14 protein-coding genes are annotated in these 17,840 nt (G+C 40.7%); 13 read left to right on the top strand and 1 reads right to left on the bottom strand.

The window, feature by feature from the left end:
- Positions 1-268 precede the first annotated feature (268 nt).
- The 5 genes from V7K40_RS19770 to V7K40_RS19750 all read left to right on the top strand — a co-directional run bounded on the left by V7K40_RS19770 (position 269) and on the right by V7K40_RS19750 (position 9,448).
- Positions 269-3,304, top strand: coding sequence for a hybrid sensor histidine kinase/response regulator (locus tag V7K40_RS19770; RefSeq protein WP_334962626.1), 3,036 nt, complete (start codon positions 269-271; stop codon positions 3,302-3,304).
- A gap of 346 nt (positions 3,305-3,650) precedes the next feature.
- A complete protein-coding gene (locus V7K40_RS19765; protein ID WP_334962624.1) occupies positions 3,651-4,091 on the top strand; it encodes a hypothetical protein in 441 nt (146 codons plus the stop codon).
- Between the two features lie 129 nt (positions 4,092-4,220).
- The gene (locus V7K40_RS19760; RefSeq protein WP_334962622.1) at positions 4,221-7,262 is read left to right on the top strand and encodes a HEAT repeat domain-containing protein; all 3,042 of its coding nucleotides are present in this window, start codon (positions 4,221-4,223) and stop codon (positions 7,260-7,262) included.
- A gap of 699 nt (positions 7,263-7,961) precedes the next feature.
- Positions 7,962-8,537 carry a Uma2 family endonuclease gene (locus V7K40_RS19755; RefSeq protein ID WP_334962621.1) on the top strand — a complete coding sequence of 192 codons (576 nt, stop codon included), beginning with the start codon at positions 7,962-7,964 and terminating at the stop codon, positions 8,535-8,537.
- 83 nt (positions 8,538-8,620) lie between these two features.
- Positions 8,621-9,448: a PEP-CTERM sorting domain-containing protein gene (locus V7K40_RS19750; protein ID WP_334962620.1), complete on the top strand. Its 828-nt coding sequence runs from the start codon at positions 8,621-8,623 to the stop codon at positions 9,446-9,448.
- A 287-nt stretch (positions 9,449-9,735) separates the two neighbouring features.
- On the opposite strand, the gene V7K40_RS19745 is transcribed toward V7K40_RS19750, so the two are convergent.
- Positions 9,736-10,020 (bottom strand): DUF427 domain-containing protein, encoded by a 285-nt coding sequence (locus V7K40_RS19745; protein ID WP_334962617.1) that lies wholly within the window; start codon positions 10,018-10,020, stop codon positions 9,736-9,738.
- A gap of 579 nt (positions 10,021-10,599) precedes the next feature.
- On the opposite strand from V7K40_RS19745, the gene V7K40_RS19740 reads away from it, so the two are divergent.
- The 8 genes from V7K40_RS19740 (at position 10,600) to V7K40_RS19705 (ending at position 17,776) form a co-directional block, all read left to right on the top strand.
- The gene (locus tag V7K40_RS19740; protein ID WP_334962615.1) at positions 10,600-10,827 is read left to right on the top strand and encodes a hypothetical protein; all 228 of its coding nucleotides are present in this window, start codon (positions 10,600-10,602) and stop codon (positions 10,825-10,827) included.
- Positions 10,828-11,106: 279 nt separating this feature from the next.
- Positions 11,107-11,511 (top strand): hypothetical protein, encoded by a 405-nt coding sequence (locus tag V7K40_RS19735; RefSeq protein ID WP_334962613.1) that lies wholly within the window; start codon positions 11,107-11,109, stop codon positions 11,509-11,511.
- Positions 11,512-11,802: 291 nt separating this feature from the next.
- Positions 11,803-12,051, top strand: a complete 249-nt coding sequence (locus V7K40_RS19730) for a hypothetical protein (RefSeq protein WP_334962611.1) — start codon at positions 11,803-11,805, stop codon at positions 12,049-12,051.
- Positions 12,052-12,183: 132 nt separating this feature from the next.
- A complete protein-coding gene (locus tag V7K40_RS19725) occupies positions 12,184-13,344 on the top strand; it encodes a KamA family radical SAM protein (protein ID WP_334962608.1) in 1,161 nt (386 codons plus the stop codon).
- Positions 13,345-13,447: 103 nt separating this feature from the next.
- On the top strand, positions 13,448-13,819 hold the full coding sequence (locus V7K40_RS19720; RefSeq protein WP_334962606.1) for an SET domain-containing protein: 372 nt from the start codon (positions 13,448-13,450) through the stop codon (positions 13,817-13,819).
- Between the two features lie 102 nt (positions 13,820-13,921).
- Positions 13,922-14,911 carry a D-alanine--D-alanine ligase gene (locus V7K40_RS19715; protein WP_334962604.1) on the top strand — a complete coding sequence of 330 codons (990 nt, stop codon included), beginning with the start codon at positions 13,922-13,924 and terminating at the stop codon, positions 14,909-14,911.
- Positions 14,912-15,095: 184 nt separating this feature from the next.
- Positions 15,096-16,415 (top strand): serine/threonine-protein kinase, encoded by a 1,320-nt coding sequence (locus tag V7K40_RS19710; RefSeq protein WP_334962735.1) that lies wholly within the window; start codon positions 15,096-15,098, stop codon positions 16,413-16,415.
- Positions 16,412-17,776: a serine/threonine-protein kinase gene (locus tag V7K40_RS19705; RefSeq protein ID WP_334962602.1), complete on the top strand. Its 1,365-nt coding sequence runs from the start codon at positions 16,412-16,414 to the stop codon at positions 17,774-17,776. Before V7K40_RS19710 ends, V7K40_RS19705 begins: the two co-directional genes overlap by 4 nt.
- Positions 17,777-17,840: the final 64 nt, after the last annotated feature.

Raw genomic sequence — 17,840 nt, 5'->3', positions numbered from 1 at the left:
GACAAATGGCCGAATTTTAGATTTTAAATTTTGGATTTTGGAATTGTTGGCGGAGCCTCTGGTAGAGAAGATTCAAAATATAAAAATGTCTGGAGCAAGCGAATTTCAACATGAGAATAATTCTATTATCCAAAATCTAAAATTAAATGGCAAGTCTGTGAATTTAGGTATGGATCAATTTAAAATCGTTCGACTGAGCGAACGCAAGAGCGTCTCCAAGAGTTGCCTAAGTCTAAAATCCAAATTTGTTTGACTATTAACAAAAACCATGCTGCAAGACAAAGAACTAGAAATCCAGATGCAGTTTCTGGAAGAAGCAACTGATTACTTAAATATCCTGGAAGGAGTATTACTGGAAATCGATACTACTAACCGGATCGATTTGGATAAAATCAATGCTGCACTCCGGGCTGCTCATTCTATCAAAGGTGGCGCTGGGATGATGGGATTTAGATCGCTAAGTGATTTATCTCACCGTCTAGAGGATTCCTTTAAAGTTTTAAAAACTAAAAAAAATTCTCTAGAAATTGATACTCAGTTACAAAGTTTATTGCTATCTGGAGTTGACTGGCTGCGTCAGATTGTAGAATTGCTTGCAGAAGGAAATGTTGTCGAAGATCAGTGGTTAGCAACCTTTTGTTACCCAATTTTTGATGAGTTGCACGATCGCTTGGGTGACCCCACCCCTGAGGATGCCTCAACCATGCTATCCCCAGAAGATGGGCAAGACATTATCCCCTTGCTATTTGGCACAGAAGTAGAAGAGTGTTTGCAGCGCCTAGAATCTATATTGGCAGATAGTGAACAGCCTGGTTTGCATGAAGAAGTTGTGATCATGGCGACTGAATTGGGCGGTTTAGGGGAAATGCTCCAATTGGCTGCTTTTACCAAGCTTTGTGAGTCAGTAACGCAGCAATTAGAAATTGTTAGCAGTTCGCGCATTCCAGAAATTGCCCAGTTAGCATTGCAAGCATGGCGGCGATCGCAAGCTTTGATACTGACAAATCAATTAGATAACTTACCTACAGAAATTGACTTGGGTAGTTATACCCAACCTAAGCTACTATTACAAGCAGAAGTAATACCACAGGTTATTGGCACAGATACAGAAGTAGTGTCAACATCTGTTTGGCAACCAGAAAACACTAGAGAAAATTGGATTAATCATGAAGCGTTGGCGCAGCCCGCCGCAGGTATCGCTGCTAATTTTACATTTGTAGATGCAGAATTTGCCGATGACGTTAATGCTGTCAATGTCACAGAGCAAAATACAATATTTGCTAGAGAACATAATCCTCCAGATGCCAGATTTGGCGAAGGCAAAGGAGAGCCAAATGGCGTTGGGAAAGAGCGGGATATTCATGAAAATAGCGTCCGAGTTCCCAGCAAACAACTAGAGCAAATTAATGATTTATTTAGTGAACTGATTGTTCAGCGGAATGGGTTAAACTCGCAACTAGAAAGATTAGGCAAACTCGTTCGTAACCTGAAGCAGCGAGTCCAAGTTCTCGACCAAGAAAACCAGGAGTTACGTACAGCCTACAACAAAATTTCTCCTCAAGCTGCCATGTCTGTTGGGGTGCAACCGCAAGCTGAAAATGGCCACCAAATACAAGGCACAGATAGAGAATTTGATCCCTTAGAAATGGATCGCTATAGCGATTTCAACCTGCGATCGCAGGAAGTTATGGAAACCATTGTTCAGGTACAGGAAGTCACAACTGATGTGCAACTCAGTGTAGATGATACAGACCAAATTGCTCGGAAACTAAACAAAACATCAAAACAGTTACAAACAAAGCTAAATCACATCCGAATGCGGCCACTGTCCGATTTAATCGAACGTTTTCCCAGAGCCTTGCGCGATTTAAATGTAGAGTATGGGAAAAATGTCCAGTTAAAAATTGAAGGTGGCAACACTTTAATTGAACGCAGCATTTTAGAAGCATTAAATGAACCTTTAATGCATCTGTTAAGGAACGCCTTCGATCATGGTATCGAAGACTCTACCACCCGCCGCCTTTTGGGTAAACCAGAACAAGGATTGATTGAAATTACAGCTACTCACCGCAGTAATCGTACCCTGATTACTATCCGTGATGATGGTTGGGGCATTTCTCTAGAGAAAATTCGCATCCGCGCCCTAGCTATGGGATTGGATGCTTCTCTACTCGCTAATGCTAGTGATGAAGAACTGTTATCACTAATTTTTGAACCAGGTTTTACCACCTCCGAGCAAGTCACAGCATTATCTGGCCGCGGTGTCGGTATGGATGTAGTTCGCAACAACCTCAAACTAATTCGAGGAGATGTCAAAGTTGATACGGAACCAGGAGTTGGTACTACCTTCACCCTATCAGTACCATTTACACTTTCTGTAGCGCGAGTTCTGCTGGTAGAAATCAACAAAATGCTATTGGCATTTCCCACAGATGTTATTTCAGAAATATCCTTACTCCAAAACGAGCGAGTTTTCCAAATGGCAGGTAGCGAAGTCCTAAATTGGCAAGGAACTATGCTACCACTGATTCGCTTGACTTCTTATTTAGAGTTTAATTGCCTGCGCTACGATATCTCAGAATTAGAGACTCCGGCAGCGATTAATGCTAACAGTGTGTTAGTAGTCAAAGGGAATAATCAGCCAGTAGCAATCCAAATAGACCGTTGCTGGGGTGAACAAGAAGTTGCTATTCGCCAAGTCGAGGGAAATATACCTTTACCTGAAGGCTTCAGCAATTGTACGATTCTCGGTGATGGTCGAGTAGTGCCACTAGTTAATGTCAATGAGTTGCTATATTGGATTGCTACAAATCGGCGGACTCCTAGAGGTACTCAATTACCATCAGCAAGGTTAAAGACACCGTTCCTGATATTTGATGAAGACAAAATATCAGCAGCGTCTGTTAAGCAGAAAGGCACAATTTTAATCGTAGATGACTCGATTAATGTTCGCCGCTTTTTAGCCCTGACCCTTGAAAAAGGAGGGTATCAAGTAGAACAAGCTAAAGATGGTCAAGATGCTTTAGATAAACTCCATAGTGGATTGAGAGTTGAGGCAGTAATTTGTGATATTGAAATGCCTCGCCTAGATGGTTATGGCTTTTTAGGTAAGGTAAATTCAGACGTTGATACAAAAAATATTCCAGTTGCGATGCTGACTTCTCGTAGCAGCAATAAACATCGGCAATTAGCTATGCAATTGGGGGCGCGGGCTTACTTTTCTAAACCTTACAACGAGCAAGAATTACTCCAAACTCTAGAGGAAATAATTCGTAATGTTGCAGAAAAGGCAGCGTCTAATTAAAAATTGATAATTTACGGCGTGTGCAACTTATTCTTAGAACCTCTCTCCAAACCTCTCCCCTATAGTGAGAGAGGCTTTGATGCTTGCTCCCCTTCCCTTGTAGGGAAGGAGTTAGGGGTTAGGTTTGAGAGAAAGTTGCACACGGCGTTAATTCATAATTAGATTTCAGATATTTTCGTAGGGTGTGTTAGTGCCTTGGCAACTAGAAGTTGCGGCTATACGAGACTTTACCCGCCTGCGCGGGTTAAAAAACTGAATTATATCAGTAATAATCGCCCAGCTTTTGCGTAATACTATTTGTGTCAATTGAAATAATTTCTATATAAATTCAATTTGTAGTGAATTTATGGTAACTGTAACACTTACGGCTGTTGCTACTGCGATCGCTACTACGCTTTGGACTAAAGCACAAGAGAAAATCGGCGAAAACATTGGTGATGCTACATGGACGCTAGGTGGTAAGTTAATCGGATTACTCCGCCAAAAGAAGGAATCGCCATTACTCACCAGTGCTGTTGAGGGAAATGAACCGCAGCGTTTAGATTATGGTCAAGCAGTGCTGGAACTGAAAGCAGCCGCAGACGCAGATCCAGAAATTGCTCAAGCTATTGTGGAAGTGGAAGCAGCTGCAAAAGCAGAACCAAAACTCACTCAAAAAATTCAAGAAATAGAAAATACTCTCAAGTCTCAACAGCCAACCATTCAAAATCTGACGCAGCTAGCAGAAAAAATTGGGGTTGTAAATCAAGGACAGATAAATAACCAAACTAATAACATCGCGTTTTGACTACAGCCGTCCCAAGGGGAGGATGGGACAAAGTTAACTCCCGATGACTGGCGTGAAGTCTGCCGTGAAATACTGGCAGAACAGCGAAAGCTGACTACAAATCCTCTGACATCAACTGAGGGAGTCACCTTGCAAGTTGATGATGTTTACGTGCCATTGGGATTAGTTGAGCGCAAAAAACAATCCAAGCATAAAGATAATGTTTCTCCAGAACAGAAGTCAGACAAGGCTCAGGGTGATATTTCTCCAGAACAGGGGTCAGAACTGTATAAGGAGATAGAAATCACCAAAACATTTGAGCATGATGCTTTTCTTGAAGAAGTTCTCAAACAGAAGAACACGCCTAAAAGTAAAGGTAAGCGAATAGCAATTATTGGCGAACCAGGTGCAGGAAAGACAACACTTTTACAGCAGATTGCTGATTGGGTATCTCGTGAGATTCACCAGTCGATTGTCATTTGGGTATCTCTGGCAGATTTGCGAGGTGAGGAACTAAAATCTTATCTGTTTAAGACTTGGTTGACTGAAGTCGCTGAAAAAACAGGTAAAGCTGAAGCCAGTGAGCAACTGAAGAAAGATTTTGTTGCTCTATTTAATCAAAATAATGTCTGGCTGCTGCTAGATGGATTAGATGAAATGTCCGCATCTTCAGGTAATCCTATAACAGAAATTGCACGGCAATTTCGTGAAGGAGGATCAATTTCTAAAGCGCGAATTGTGCTGACTTGTCGGGTTAATCTGTGGAATGGCAGCATTAATGCACTTGATGATTTTGACACCTATCGCAGTTTAGATTTTTCTTATCCAGAACAGGTCGAGAGATTTATTGATAAATGGTTCAATAAAATTGAAATTCCCGAAACTGGGAAGCAGTTATGCACTGCGTTGAAAGAATCAGGTAAAGAACGGATTCAAGATTTAGTGAAAAATCCTTTGAGATTGACGCTGCTGTGCTTAAATTGGCAATCAGGAGATGGCAAATTACCGGATACTCAAGCGGGACTCTATCAGCAATTTATTGATGACTTCTACAAGTGGAAAAAAGAGGAATTTGCTATAAACTCTCACCAGCGTAAGCAACTCAATGTCAAATTGGGGGAATTAGCTAAAGAAGCGATAGACAAAGAAGCAACCCGTTTTCGCTTAGGGCAGGATTTTGTTAATCGCTTCTTGGGAGATGCTGATGATGAAAATTCGCTGCTGAAATTGGCACTAAATCGTGGCTGGCTGAACTCTGTAGGGATAGATACAAATAGAAAACCTGTTTACGCTTTCTTTCATGCTTCATTTCAAGAGTACTTTGCTGCTAAAGCAATTGATAACTGGCATTTTTTTCTCAACCACGTTCCCAAAAATTCCAGTCAAGGAACTTATCGCATCTTTGAACCGCAATGGAAGCAAACAATATTACTTTGGTTAGGACGAGAAGAAGAAAATCTTAAACAGCAAAAGCAACAGTTTATCGATGCTTTAGTAAACTTTAAAGACGGATGTACTGACTGGAATAGCGAAGATGTAAATAAAGGATTTTATGAATACCGGGCCTATTTTTTAGCAGCCGCAGGAATTGCCGAATTTAGAGATTACTATAAAGCAGATGAAATAGTAGCACAAATTATAAAATGGGGCTTTGGTTATTTAGATAAAAAACAAAACTGGATCAGTTTTCTCAAAGCAATTATTACAAAGGAAGCTAGGTCAGCATTAAAACAGATAAACCGTACAGCAGCAATCACTGCCTTGAAGCAATTGCTAGAATCAAATCATCTGGATGAAGAGACCAGTTTGCGTGTAGTATTAAATCTAGGGGAAATCAGCATTGGCAATGAATTTTTTATCATTGCCTTAGTGCAACTGCTACAATTCGATTCTTTGGATAAGAACGCCCGTAGGCAGACAGCAGAAAGCTTAGGGACAATCGACCCAGCTAATGAAATTGCGATCGCCGCCTTAGTGCAACTGCTGCAATCAACTACTGTGGATGACTCCATCCGTAGGGAAGCAGCATCAAGCTTAGAGAAAATCGGCACAGGCAATGAATTTGCGATCAAAGCCTTGGTGAAACTGCTGCAATCAACTAATCTGGATGACTCCACCCGTTGGCGGGCAGCAACAAGCTTAGGGAAAATCGACCCTAGCAATGAATTTGCGATCGCCACCTTGGTGCAACTGCTGCAATCAACTACTGTGGATGACGACACTCGTTGGCAGACAGTAGAAAGCTTAGGGAAAATTGACCCAGGCAATGAAATTGTGATCGCCGCCTTGGTGCAACTGCTGCAATCAACTACTGTGGATGACGACACTCGTTGGCAGGCAGCAGAAAGCTTAGGGAAAATCGACCCAGGCAATGAAATTGCGATCGCAGCCTTAGTGCAACTGCTGCAATCAACAACTGTGGATGACGACATCCGTTCGCTGGCAGCATCAAGCTTAGGGGAAATCGACCCAGGCAATAAATTTGCGATCGCAGCCTTGGTGCAACTTCTGCAATCAACAACTGTGGATAAATCCACCCGTATTCAGGCAGCATCAAGCTTAGGGGAAATCGACCCAGGCAATAAATTTGTGATCGCAGCCTTGGTGCAACTTCTGCAATCAACAACTGTGGATAACTCCACCCGTATTCAGGCAGCATCAAGCTTAGGGGAAATCGACCCAGGCAATAAATTTGCGATCACTGCCTTGGTGCAACTGCTGCAATCAACTAATCTGGATGACTACACCCGTTGGGTGGCAGCATCAAGCTTAGAGAAAATCGGCACTGGCAATGAATTTGCGATCGCTGCCTTGGTGCAACTGCTGCAATCCAAAAATGTGTTTGACTCTACCCGTAGTCAAGCAGCATCAAGCTTAGAGAAAATTGACACAGGCAAGGAAATTGCGATCACAGCCTTGGTGCAACTGCTGCAATCAACTACTGTGGATAAAAACACCCGTAGGCAGGTAGCATCAAGCTTAGGGAAAATTATACAGAATAATCAGCATCGCTTTGAGGTAGTCAAAGCTTTAAGTGGTTATTGGCGATTGAATGATGAATACTACGATTTAGCCTGGAAATGCGCCCAGAATATGCCTTACCCAGATTTCTATCAAGCTTGGCATCAGCATAATGTTGCTACTCGTGCGATGCGAAGCTTGGCGAAAATCCTCTTCACAAGAATAATTTAAGTACTTTTGAAGCACCGACGTTACAAATGAAGTTCCCGTGATAAAAACAGCTTGTCACTCATTACAAAGACAGACGCGGACGTTACGGATGTTTGTCTGTTAGCAACAACAGCTTAAGCATTTATTATAAATGGATACTCATTTGTAGCAATTGCGTACTCATTCATAACTAATGCTTAAAATTTAATTAAACAAATTAAGCATTTATTATAAATGGATACTCATTTGCTGCGATCGCGTACTCATTCATAACTAATGCTTAAAATTTAAGCTAACAAATTAAGCATTAATTATAAATGGGTACTCATTTGTAGCAATTGTGTACTCATTTATAACAAATGCTGTCGCATTCATAATAAATGCTTAGATTTTAATAAAATAAATTAAGCATTAATTATAAATGGATACTCATTTGTAGCTTAGAGGAACTTCAATTTCTTCACCTCGCCATGCAGCTTATCCGTTGGTAACGAAAGCTTGTCCGTTCGTTAACAACACAACTTCTTTGGTTCAGAATGCTTATCTATGGCAAAAGTTATGCGGTCATTACTAAATCTTAAGCAAAACTTATCAATACAAGTCTTAACTACAGCTTACAGCTGTTTTCAGGTAAGCAACATTAAGGAGAATAGACTCGCTCCCTAAAATCCAAAGATAGAAAATGCTAAGATTCCAATCAAATATGGCATTTGCACAGCTATGACAACCACGCTGCACAAATCAATCTCCTTAGCAGAGTTCCTCAAACTGCCAGAAACCAAGCCTGCTAGTGAATTTATAGACGATCATCGTATCTACCAGAAACCAATGCCACAAGGCAAACATTCCCGGCTACAACTAAAACTTTGTAACGCAATTAGCCAAGTTGCTGAAGAACAAGAAATTGCTTTGGCTTTTCCAGAATTACGCTGTACATTTGGCGGACGTTCGATTGTCCCAGACGTGAGTGTATTTGCTTGGGAACGGATTCCTTTTGATGCCAATGGGGAAATTGAAAATACCTTTGGAATTTACCCTGATTGGACAATTGAAATTCTTTCACCAGAACAGAATACAACTAAGGTAATTATAAATATTCTTCATTGTCTAAAACACGGTACTCAATTGGGGTGGTTAATCGATCCAGATGAACGCTTAGTATTAGTATTTTTGCCAGGACAGCAACCTATAGAGATGACTGGAGACGAAGTATTGCCTGTACCCGAATTTTTACAACTGAATTTAACAGTTACGCAGGTTTTTGCATGGCTAAAACCAACAAAAATTAATTCATGAAGATGATTAATATTCAGTTAAAAGATGTAATACTAATATCCCAGAGTTTTTTAATTTTAAAAAATTAATCCGAGGAGTTTTAAGTGACAAAAAACAATAGAAAAAAGGCTGTTGCTCAAGCTATTTCCACAGCCGTTACTCTGTGTTGGGCAATAATGCAAGTAGAATCAGCACAAGCTGCTACCTTGACGGTTAACAATCTCAATGACAGTGGCGTTGGCTCGTTGCGAGATACTATCAACATGGCAACTAGCAATGATGTGGTAGAGTTCTTATTGGGAACTCATCCTAGTACAATTACCCTGACGAGTGGGGCAATTGTGATCGCTAAGAATCTTACTATTAATGGCCCAGGTGCTAATTTACTTACCATCACTGGCAATAATCAATTCCCCGTGTTTGACATTAGCGCCGCCGATGTTACACTTTCTGGGCTAGGGTTCGCTGGTAATTTCAATGCTTACGATTTTAGTAACCTAACGTTTAATAATAGCACAATCAGCGGTGACAATTTTAAGATAGATATTAATGGTCGTGGACTAAAGCTGATCAATACCATCATCAGCGGTAACAATACTGTAAATATCAATACTACGGATTATATAGATTTGCTGCTCGATGGTAGTAAAATAACGACTTTAGATAACACCAGTAACGTCGGCAATTTAACTATCTCTACTAATAACCTAAACATTGCCCTCAGCAACGTCAACGGCAGCAATCCTGACCAAATCAGCGCTGGTCTAGCACGAGAGCTAGCTCTACTAACAATTGGCATAATTCTTCCACCCGATGTTTTTATATCAAAACCAGTACCCGAACCTAGTGCGATCGCTGGTATTATACTTGCGGGTAGTCTGGCTTGGCTGGCGAAGAAAAAGCAAGCAGCATTTCCCAAGGCAAAGGTATAATTACGTCTCAAAATAAAGTTTTACTTGAACTGCATTGGTTAAGATGGTGTAGCCAAATCATCCCTTGTATGCTTTTCAGATTAGAGTTGATGATGGCGATCGCTTCAGTAGATTACACTCCAAAATCTTTGTTTATAGTCGTCAAACGAGTGATGACAAGAACAGTTAAAATAAATTCGCAAATAGTTTAAATATGAAGCCCGCCTGCGCGGGCTAATTATTTTATAGGCAATTAGCCGGACATAATATCATTTTCCCTGAAAATAAAATACTTCCAGGAACCTTTATTAAGCCTCAACTTTTACACCCTTCCAGAAGGCGACATAACCTTCAATATTCTTAGCCTTCTCCTTGGCGCTGGGATAGTACCATGCGGCATCTTTGTTAACTTGCCCATCAACGTCAATACTGTAGTAGCTGGCGACACCTTTCCAAGGACAAGTACTGTGGGTGTTACTGTCTGTGAAGTATTGCTTGTTAATGGTGTCAGCAGGGAAATAATGGTTGTTTTCCACAACTACGGTATTATCGCTCTCAGCTAAAACTGCTCCATTCCAAATTGCTTTTGCCATAAGTGAGTTTGCAAATAAACTATACATTTAACATTTTGACACGATCAGCTTATTTTATCCTCCTGAACGGCTACCTTACACGAGAGTCCGTCCAAACTCAAATGAATGGTCAGTAAGGTTTATAGAAAACTTTGCAATGCCAATATTAATTTACATCACTTTTACTTATCAAGTTAAGAAGTAAAAGTATTTGTTTTTCTAAGAAAGACTTTCTAGCATATTGGTATGCAAACTTAATTAGGTAAAACACAGTTAAATTTCAGTTGATAGCCGAAAGCAAAAAATATCTAGAAGAGAAGATCATAATTACATATATGTGAGCGATCGCACCTTATAGAAGTGCTTGCGAATAAAAAGTTTTATATAGAAAACCTTTGCTTTTTCTGAATTATTACTTACTAAAAGTTCTACAAATTCCCAATTTATGATATCTGGGTCAATTTGACTCAGGTGTTTGGATAATTAACAAATCAAGCTATCAAATGAACTGAGTGTAGGAGGTTGATATTTATAAAATAGTGGACTCTATTACTAGATATCACAGACTGATTGTACTTTGTTCTAGTTGAGGATAACTCTATGAAACTTACAAACTTGATAAATACTGCACATATTGTTGCTTGGATTAATTCTATGCCTAAAATTACTAGCCTTCATACAGCCAATAATAATAACAGTGGCGCATCAAAAAACACAGCCGTCAACTCTGATACTTTATCTAGCTATTCCACGAATGTAAATTACCTCAAACCCTTTGATCCGAGCTTTATTGCGTATCACATGATGGGTCTTAGTAATTTTGAATGATCTAAGTTAACTTTGTTCTTTCGAGTTGTAAAGTACATCATTTTAGCAATTATAGTTTTGTCTAAGTTTGTCAAATGTTTCTGATTTACTGCATTATTACCTTCTAATTTATCTAAAAAAATCTTGATTTTACTAGCTTCTATAAAATTATATTGCCCGAATTAATGAGGAATAAATAAACCGCTATAGTGACTTAATATCAATAAACTTAAATTAATAAATAAGAAATTTTTGTTAATAACAAGCATTAATTAACTTAGTTAAATCAAGAAGAAAATTATGAAAGTTACAAACTTCCTAAATTCTGCATCTATCGTTGCTTGTATTGTTTTTATACCTGGAATTGTTGGCGCTCAAACAGCTAATAATAACAATAGTGCCGGACAAATAAACACATATGTCAACCCTAATACTTTACGTACTAATTCCCCAAATGCCAGCTATCTTCAACCTTTCAATACTACCTTTCTAGCTTATCAAGGTTATTTCAAAGAGCAGGGTATTCCTAGTGGGGGCGCTTTGATATCTAAATTCCAAATAGGAAAAGTGACTGCAAAAGATGTGGTTCAGGCTGCTGTCAAGGCTAACAAATTACCAGCACAAGTTTTGAATGATCAAAGTTATCTCAATGCGGTCGAGTCGCAGTTGACATCATTGAGCAATACTAATGATTTAGATAACTAACTATAGATGGGTCAAAGTTTGTAGATACGTTATAAAAAAAAGCGGTCGCTCCTGCCTCTTCATAGCAAAACAAGCGATCGCTGTACTAAAATTTTTGAGTGTAATGTCTGGCGACAAGCCCGGAGTTTCGGAATCTCCGGCTTTGCGCTTTGCGTCTACGCTTTATCTGAAGTTTAGTGGTGAAATAAATAATTAGATTAATAAGCATGAGAACAAAGGGATATTCTGTGTACTATGATACTTATTGTTGAACTTTTGGTATTATTTGTAGAGTAGTTCAACTTTGTTTTCATGCCCTGTATTCAAGTCGGTGTTAGAATTCCACCTCATCTTCACAAAAAGCTAGCTATTCACGCTGCTAAGGCTGAGGCATCTAAATCTGAGGTAATTATTAACGCTTTTGCTCATTACCTAAAGTTTACTGAGGATATGCCAAATCCTGACTGGAATCCTTCCATCGAAGTTATCAGAGGCAGAACAACCCATCATCTCTGGCATCAAACGAGCCAAACTATTTATATTTCTACGCTACAACGGTAATCGCCTGTTTAAGGACAAATTTTCACCAGAAGTGGTGACAGTTGTCAATACTTTTCTCTTTTACCTAAATTTGTAGGTAAACAAACCAGCCTGTGATTGGTTTATTATTCTCAGCTTAATTTAGTTCTAATCATGATCAAAAACACTATTCTAGAGCCTTTAGTTACCGATGTTCGGTGTGAAGAAATTTGTGAGATTTTGGGAGAAACTTACAACCAAGAACGCTGGAACGATTGGCGCTGGCAAATGCGGCATCGGTTGACTAAGCTGGAACACTTTCAGAGGTTATTAAGACTTAGTGCTACCGAAGAACAGGGACTTTTAATCGCACCAGAGAAGTTTGCTGTAGCCGTCACACCATACTTTGCATCACTGCTTGATCCAGAAGATCCGCTTTGCCCACTACGGTTACAAGTCATCCCACGGGAAGAGGAATTAGTAGCCAGTGCCGCAGACATGGTAGATCCATGCGGTGAAGATAACGACACTCCCGTGCCAGGACTCGTACACCGCTACCCTGATCGGGTGTTGCTGCTTGCCCTAGACACTTGCGCTGCTTATTGCCGTTATTGCACTCGCTCTCGTTTGGTGAGCCAAGGTGAGATGTACCCAGTAACGCGGCGGTTGGATGCGATCGTCGCTTACCTGGAGGAACACACCGAGATCCGTGATGTGTTAATTTCTGGTGGCGATCCTCTGTTGATGTCTGATGAACCTATAGACAATTTGCTTGGGCGACTGCGTGCTATTAGGCATATTGAATTTATCCGAATTGGTTCCCGCGTACCGAGTTTCTTACCGCAGCGAATTACACCGGAATTGGTTGCCTTGCTTCGTAAACATCGTGTGTGGCTATCTTTGCATTTTTGTCATGTGCAGGAACTTACACCGGAAGTGGCACAAGCTTGCGATCGCCTAGCTGATGGTGGTATTCCTCTAGGAAGTCAAACTGTGCTGTTAAAAGGTGTGAATGACTCTGAAAAAGCGCTGAAGAATCTGTTTCACGGTCTTCTTAAGTTGCGTGTGCGACCCTATTACCTTTACCAATGCGACCCAGTTGTTGGCACTGCACATCTGCGAACGAGTGTTCAAACTGGGATTGATCTAATTTCTAAATTGCGTGGTCATACTACTGGCTATGCTGTACCAACTTATGTGATTGATGCCCCTGGCGGTGGTGGCAAAGTCCCAATTCAAGCCGAGACTCTACTTGCCTATGAGAAGGGCACAGCTACAGTGCAAAATTGGGCAGGTAAGATATACACCTATGTAGATCCAGTGGAGCAGGAATGACACTATATATATGTGAGTTAATTGCCATCATCTAAAAGAGCCAGTTGGGATGATTATTTTGGCTTCTACCAAAAAACTAAGTAATTGCAGGAGAGTCGTTGGAATGTTGATTGTGGGCAATACAAAGCTAAAAGGTCGAGGTGTCTTCGCACAGAAGCGCTTTTTGAAAGGAGAGATGATTGAGAGATCGCCAGTTGTGGTTATACCCGCAGAACAGGTTGAATTCCTAGATAAAACAGTTTTGAGTAACTATTACTACGATTGGAAAGATAAAGGTGCGGCGATCGCATTTGGTTTAGTGTCCCTGTTCAACCATTCTTACCGTCCTAATACTTACTATGTGAAAAAATTCGCCGAACGGGAGGTAGAGTATATTGCCTACCGAGATATAGAAATGGGAGAAGAAATTACTGCCAACTTTAACGGTTCACCTAACGATCAATCTCCTATCTGGTTCGATGTTGTTGATGAATAGCTCCGACTTTATTGAGGATTTAGTAATCAAAATTTATGCAATTAACCTGAGTTGTACATTAAAGCTAACAGCAAAAGTTTTCTCACTAAGATTCATAGGGTTATGGGGTTATTTATTGGTCTGTGTTATGACCTTAAGGCAGACTACCTTAAAGCTGGTTTCAGCGCTTCTGAGGTGATGGAGTTCGACGATGAAGAAACCATTATCGGGCTGGAAGATGCATTATTCCAGTTAGGTCATAAAGTTGAACGTGTCGGTAATGGTAGACAACTTGCTCTCAGGTTAGCAAAAGGCGATCGCTGGGATCTGGTTTTCAATATTGCTGAGGGTTTGCTGGGTCGCTCTCGCGAAGCCCAAGTCCCCGCAGTCTGCGAATTATTCGCTCAACCCTATACGTTTTCCGATCCGCTTACCTGTGCCCTAACGTTAGACAAGGCGCTTGCTAAGAGGGTAGTGCGCGATCGCGGCTTGCCGACAGCCCCCTTTGAAGTGGTGAGTAGTACCGCAGAAGTAACAGCCGTATCGCTGCCAATGCCAGTTTTCCTCAAGCCTGTGGCGGAGGGTAGTTCTAAAGGGGTAACCGGGCGTTCTCTTGTCAAAGAACGTCAGGAACTAGTAAATACTTATCAATTGTTACGCGAACTATTTCAGCAGTCCGTACTCGTAGAAACCTTTCTTCCCGGTCGAGAAGTAACAGTGGGCATTATTGGCAACGGCAGCAACTCACGGGTAGTAGGTGTGATGGAAGTAATTTTTACAAAAGAAGCGGAAGCTTTCGCCTATACCACCCTGAACAAGGATGAGTATCTGGAACGGGTATCTTATCGTTTGCTCATAGATCCTGAGCCACTGGCAGCACAGGCAAGGCAGCTAGCGCTGGATGTTTATCATACTCTTGGTTGCCGTGACGCTGCCCGCGTGGATCTGCGTTGCGATGCTAGCGGTGGGTTGCAGTTTATGGAGGTTAACCCACTGCCAGGGCTACATTATATCCGTTCAGACCTGGTAATTATGGGACGTTTGGGTGATGTGACATACACAGAAATCATTGCCGAAATAGTCGAGTCTGCATGGCAAAGGTACAAATGTTGATTTAGTCATCAGTGGCGATCGCTCACTATGGGGTCTTGTTTTTGGCGTTGCTGATTGGGGTAGGAAACTGATTATGCGTATAAGTCCAATATTTTAAAGAATGCGAAATCTATCATTTTCCCTTTGTAGTTTTTGCTAGATTCAACTGTAACAAGTTGTAAATATGAAAACTCGGAGTGGGCAAATGGCAGGTCAAAGCCTCAATGACTTTCCCAAACAAATCCTTGAAGAACGCTACGAAATTCAGCAACAGTTAGGCAAAAAAGCAGGAAGACGTACTCTCTTAGCCCGTGACATTCAAACTGAGCAATTAGTTATCATCAAGCTGCTAACTTTTAGTAATGATTTTACTTGGGAAGATTTAAAGCTATTTGAACGAGAAGCCGAAACCCTTAAAGCGGTTGAGCATCCTGCGATTCCTCGTTATATCGACTACTTTGAGTTAAAACCATCTAACGGTAAAGGTTATGCTCTTGTCCAGAGCTTTGTAGAAGGTCAATCTCTGGAAGAATATATGAAAACTGGGCGGATTTTTACAGAAACTGAAGTTAAAGAAATTGCTACAGCACTGTTAAATATCCTGATTTATCTACACGGGCGACAGCCTCCAGCTATTCACCGCGACATCAAGCCCAGCAATATCATTTTGGCAGAGGGTAGCAATAGTGTTAAACAGATTTACTTGGTAGATTTTGGTTCTGTGCAAACCTTAGCAACCAAAGCAGGTAAGACAGTAACGGTTGTCGGGACTTACGGCTATATGCCCCCAGAACAATTTGGTGGCTATGCAACGCCTGCTTCTGACCTTTACAGTCTTGGTGCTACTCTGATTGCTTTAGCGACAGGGATTCATCCCGCCGATTTGCCTCAGAAAGATTTGCGAATTGCATTTCAAGACTTAGTTAAACTTAGTCCTGGATTGGTAGGTTGGTTGCAATGGCTAACAGAACCCAGTCTAGAGCAACGTTTAATATCTGCCTCAATTGCCTTAAAAGCCTTGGAAACAGGCCAGTTGTCAATCAATGACCTCGCTACGGTGAATCGTCCCAAACCAATGAACATCAGGGATTTATTGTGGAATGCCATTTGGCGTAGCACCTTTACTGGAGGCTTAGTTGTAGCAGGTTGTGCTGCTATTTATAGCACAGTCGTGATTCCAGGACTCGGCAGCATTGCAGGACTACAATCTGGTGCATTAATTGGTTTTCCCATTGCGTTTGTTAATGGATTTTTAGTCAGCATTATTACGCGGTTATTCTTCTTCCCGCTAAAAAATGCCCACTTACATCGACGCACAATCGGCATTATCAGCACTACATTTGGGATGGCTGCTGCTTTATTTGGATTCAGCCTGCTGTTTCATGGTTCTTTTTCTAATTGGTCAAATGTCGTTAGCCTATTTTTCGTGATTGCACCTTCTGTTATCACTGGGCTAAGTATGGGAGCAGCTAGCAAATCTATTGCTCAGTGGTATGAAAAGCAATATAGGTTATTAAATAAATGAATAGTGAAATATTTAATCAGCGTTATCAAGTCCAAAGAGAATTAGGAAGACAAACCGGAAGACGAACTTTTCTAGCCTTGGATTTGTATTCCTCACAACAGGTAGTGATAAAAATCTTGTACTTGGGGCAAGATTTTGATTGGCAAGACTTAAAGTTATTTCAACGGGAAGCGGAAACTTTAAAAGCGCTTGATTATCCTGCTATCCCGCGCTATATAGATTACTTTGAGCTAGATACGCCGGATGATAAAGGCTTTGGGTTAGTACAAACTTATGTAGGGGCGAAATCTTTAGAGGAACATTTACAAGCAGGACGAACGTTTAGTGAAGCAGAGGTAAAAGAATTAGCGCGATCGCTCCTGACAATTCTCTCCTATTTACACCACCAGCAACCGTCTGTAATTCATCGAGATATTAAACCCAGCAATATTCTACTTACAAATCGTTCTGGTAATAGTGTTGGTCAGATTTACCTTGTAGATTTTGGCTCTGTACAGACTCTAGCTGCTCAAGAAGGCGGCACAATTACTGTAGTCGGTACTTATGGTTATATGCCTCCAGAGCAATTTGGTGGTAGGGTAACTCCCGCCTCCGACCTCTATAGCTTGGGTGCAACTTTAATTTATCTCGTCACGGGATTGCATCCTACAGAATTACCACAGCAGGAGTTACGTATTCAATTCCGACAATCTTGCAATCTCAGTCTAGAATTTGCTGATTGGTTGGAATGGATAACTGAGCCAAGTTTAGACCAGAGATTTTCTACAACAGAAGTAGCAATGCAAACATTAGAAAAACCCCCTTCTAGAAAGCAGGCAACCCTTGCATTAAAAAAACCGTTTGCGAGTAAAATTCACTTAATTAAAACCTCTAAAAGTCTAGAAATCATCTTGCCCCCTAAAGGATTTAGCATTAGCTTAATTATGCTTATCTCCTTGCTCACACCTTTGGCATTGGGTTTTAATTTTTTGACAATTGGGCTGGGACCAACTTCTCCATCAATAAAGATAATTGCCTTTTGCATCCAAGGGAGTGCGATCGCTTTTCTTTTATTTGCCTTGATTTGGGGACTATGCAAACGCACTCGTCTGATAATTGACTCTCATCAGTTAGTAGTGATGCATGATTTTCTAGGAATTAAATGGGTTGTTGCTCCTTCAGCATTACGGAAAAATATATCTCTATCGAAACTCATAAAATCAAATTCCAATCTTTTAAATAATCAGCCTTTATTGCGGATTACTGCTGATTCTACCATTTGTTCTCTTAATAAATATACTCATTTCACTGAGGCAGAACTGGAGTGGTTAATACAGGAACTCAATGAATGGTTAAATTTGTTAATTATCAATAATTCATGAACTAATGAACTAATACCAATAGGACTTACGCACGCTCTACGAATTCTTCTCTACGAGACGCTGC

The sequence above is a fragment of the Nostoc sp. genome (genome assembly GCF_036917195.1).
Classification (GTDB): domain Bacteria; phylum Cyanobacteriota; class Cyanobacteriia; order Cyanobacteriales; family Nostocaceae; genus Nostoc.
Note: the sequence above shows the minus strand (reverse complement) of the source record. Positions and strands in the feature narration are given on the sequence as shown.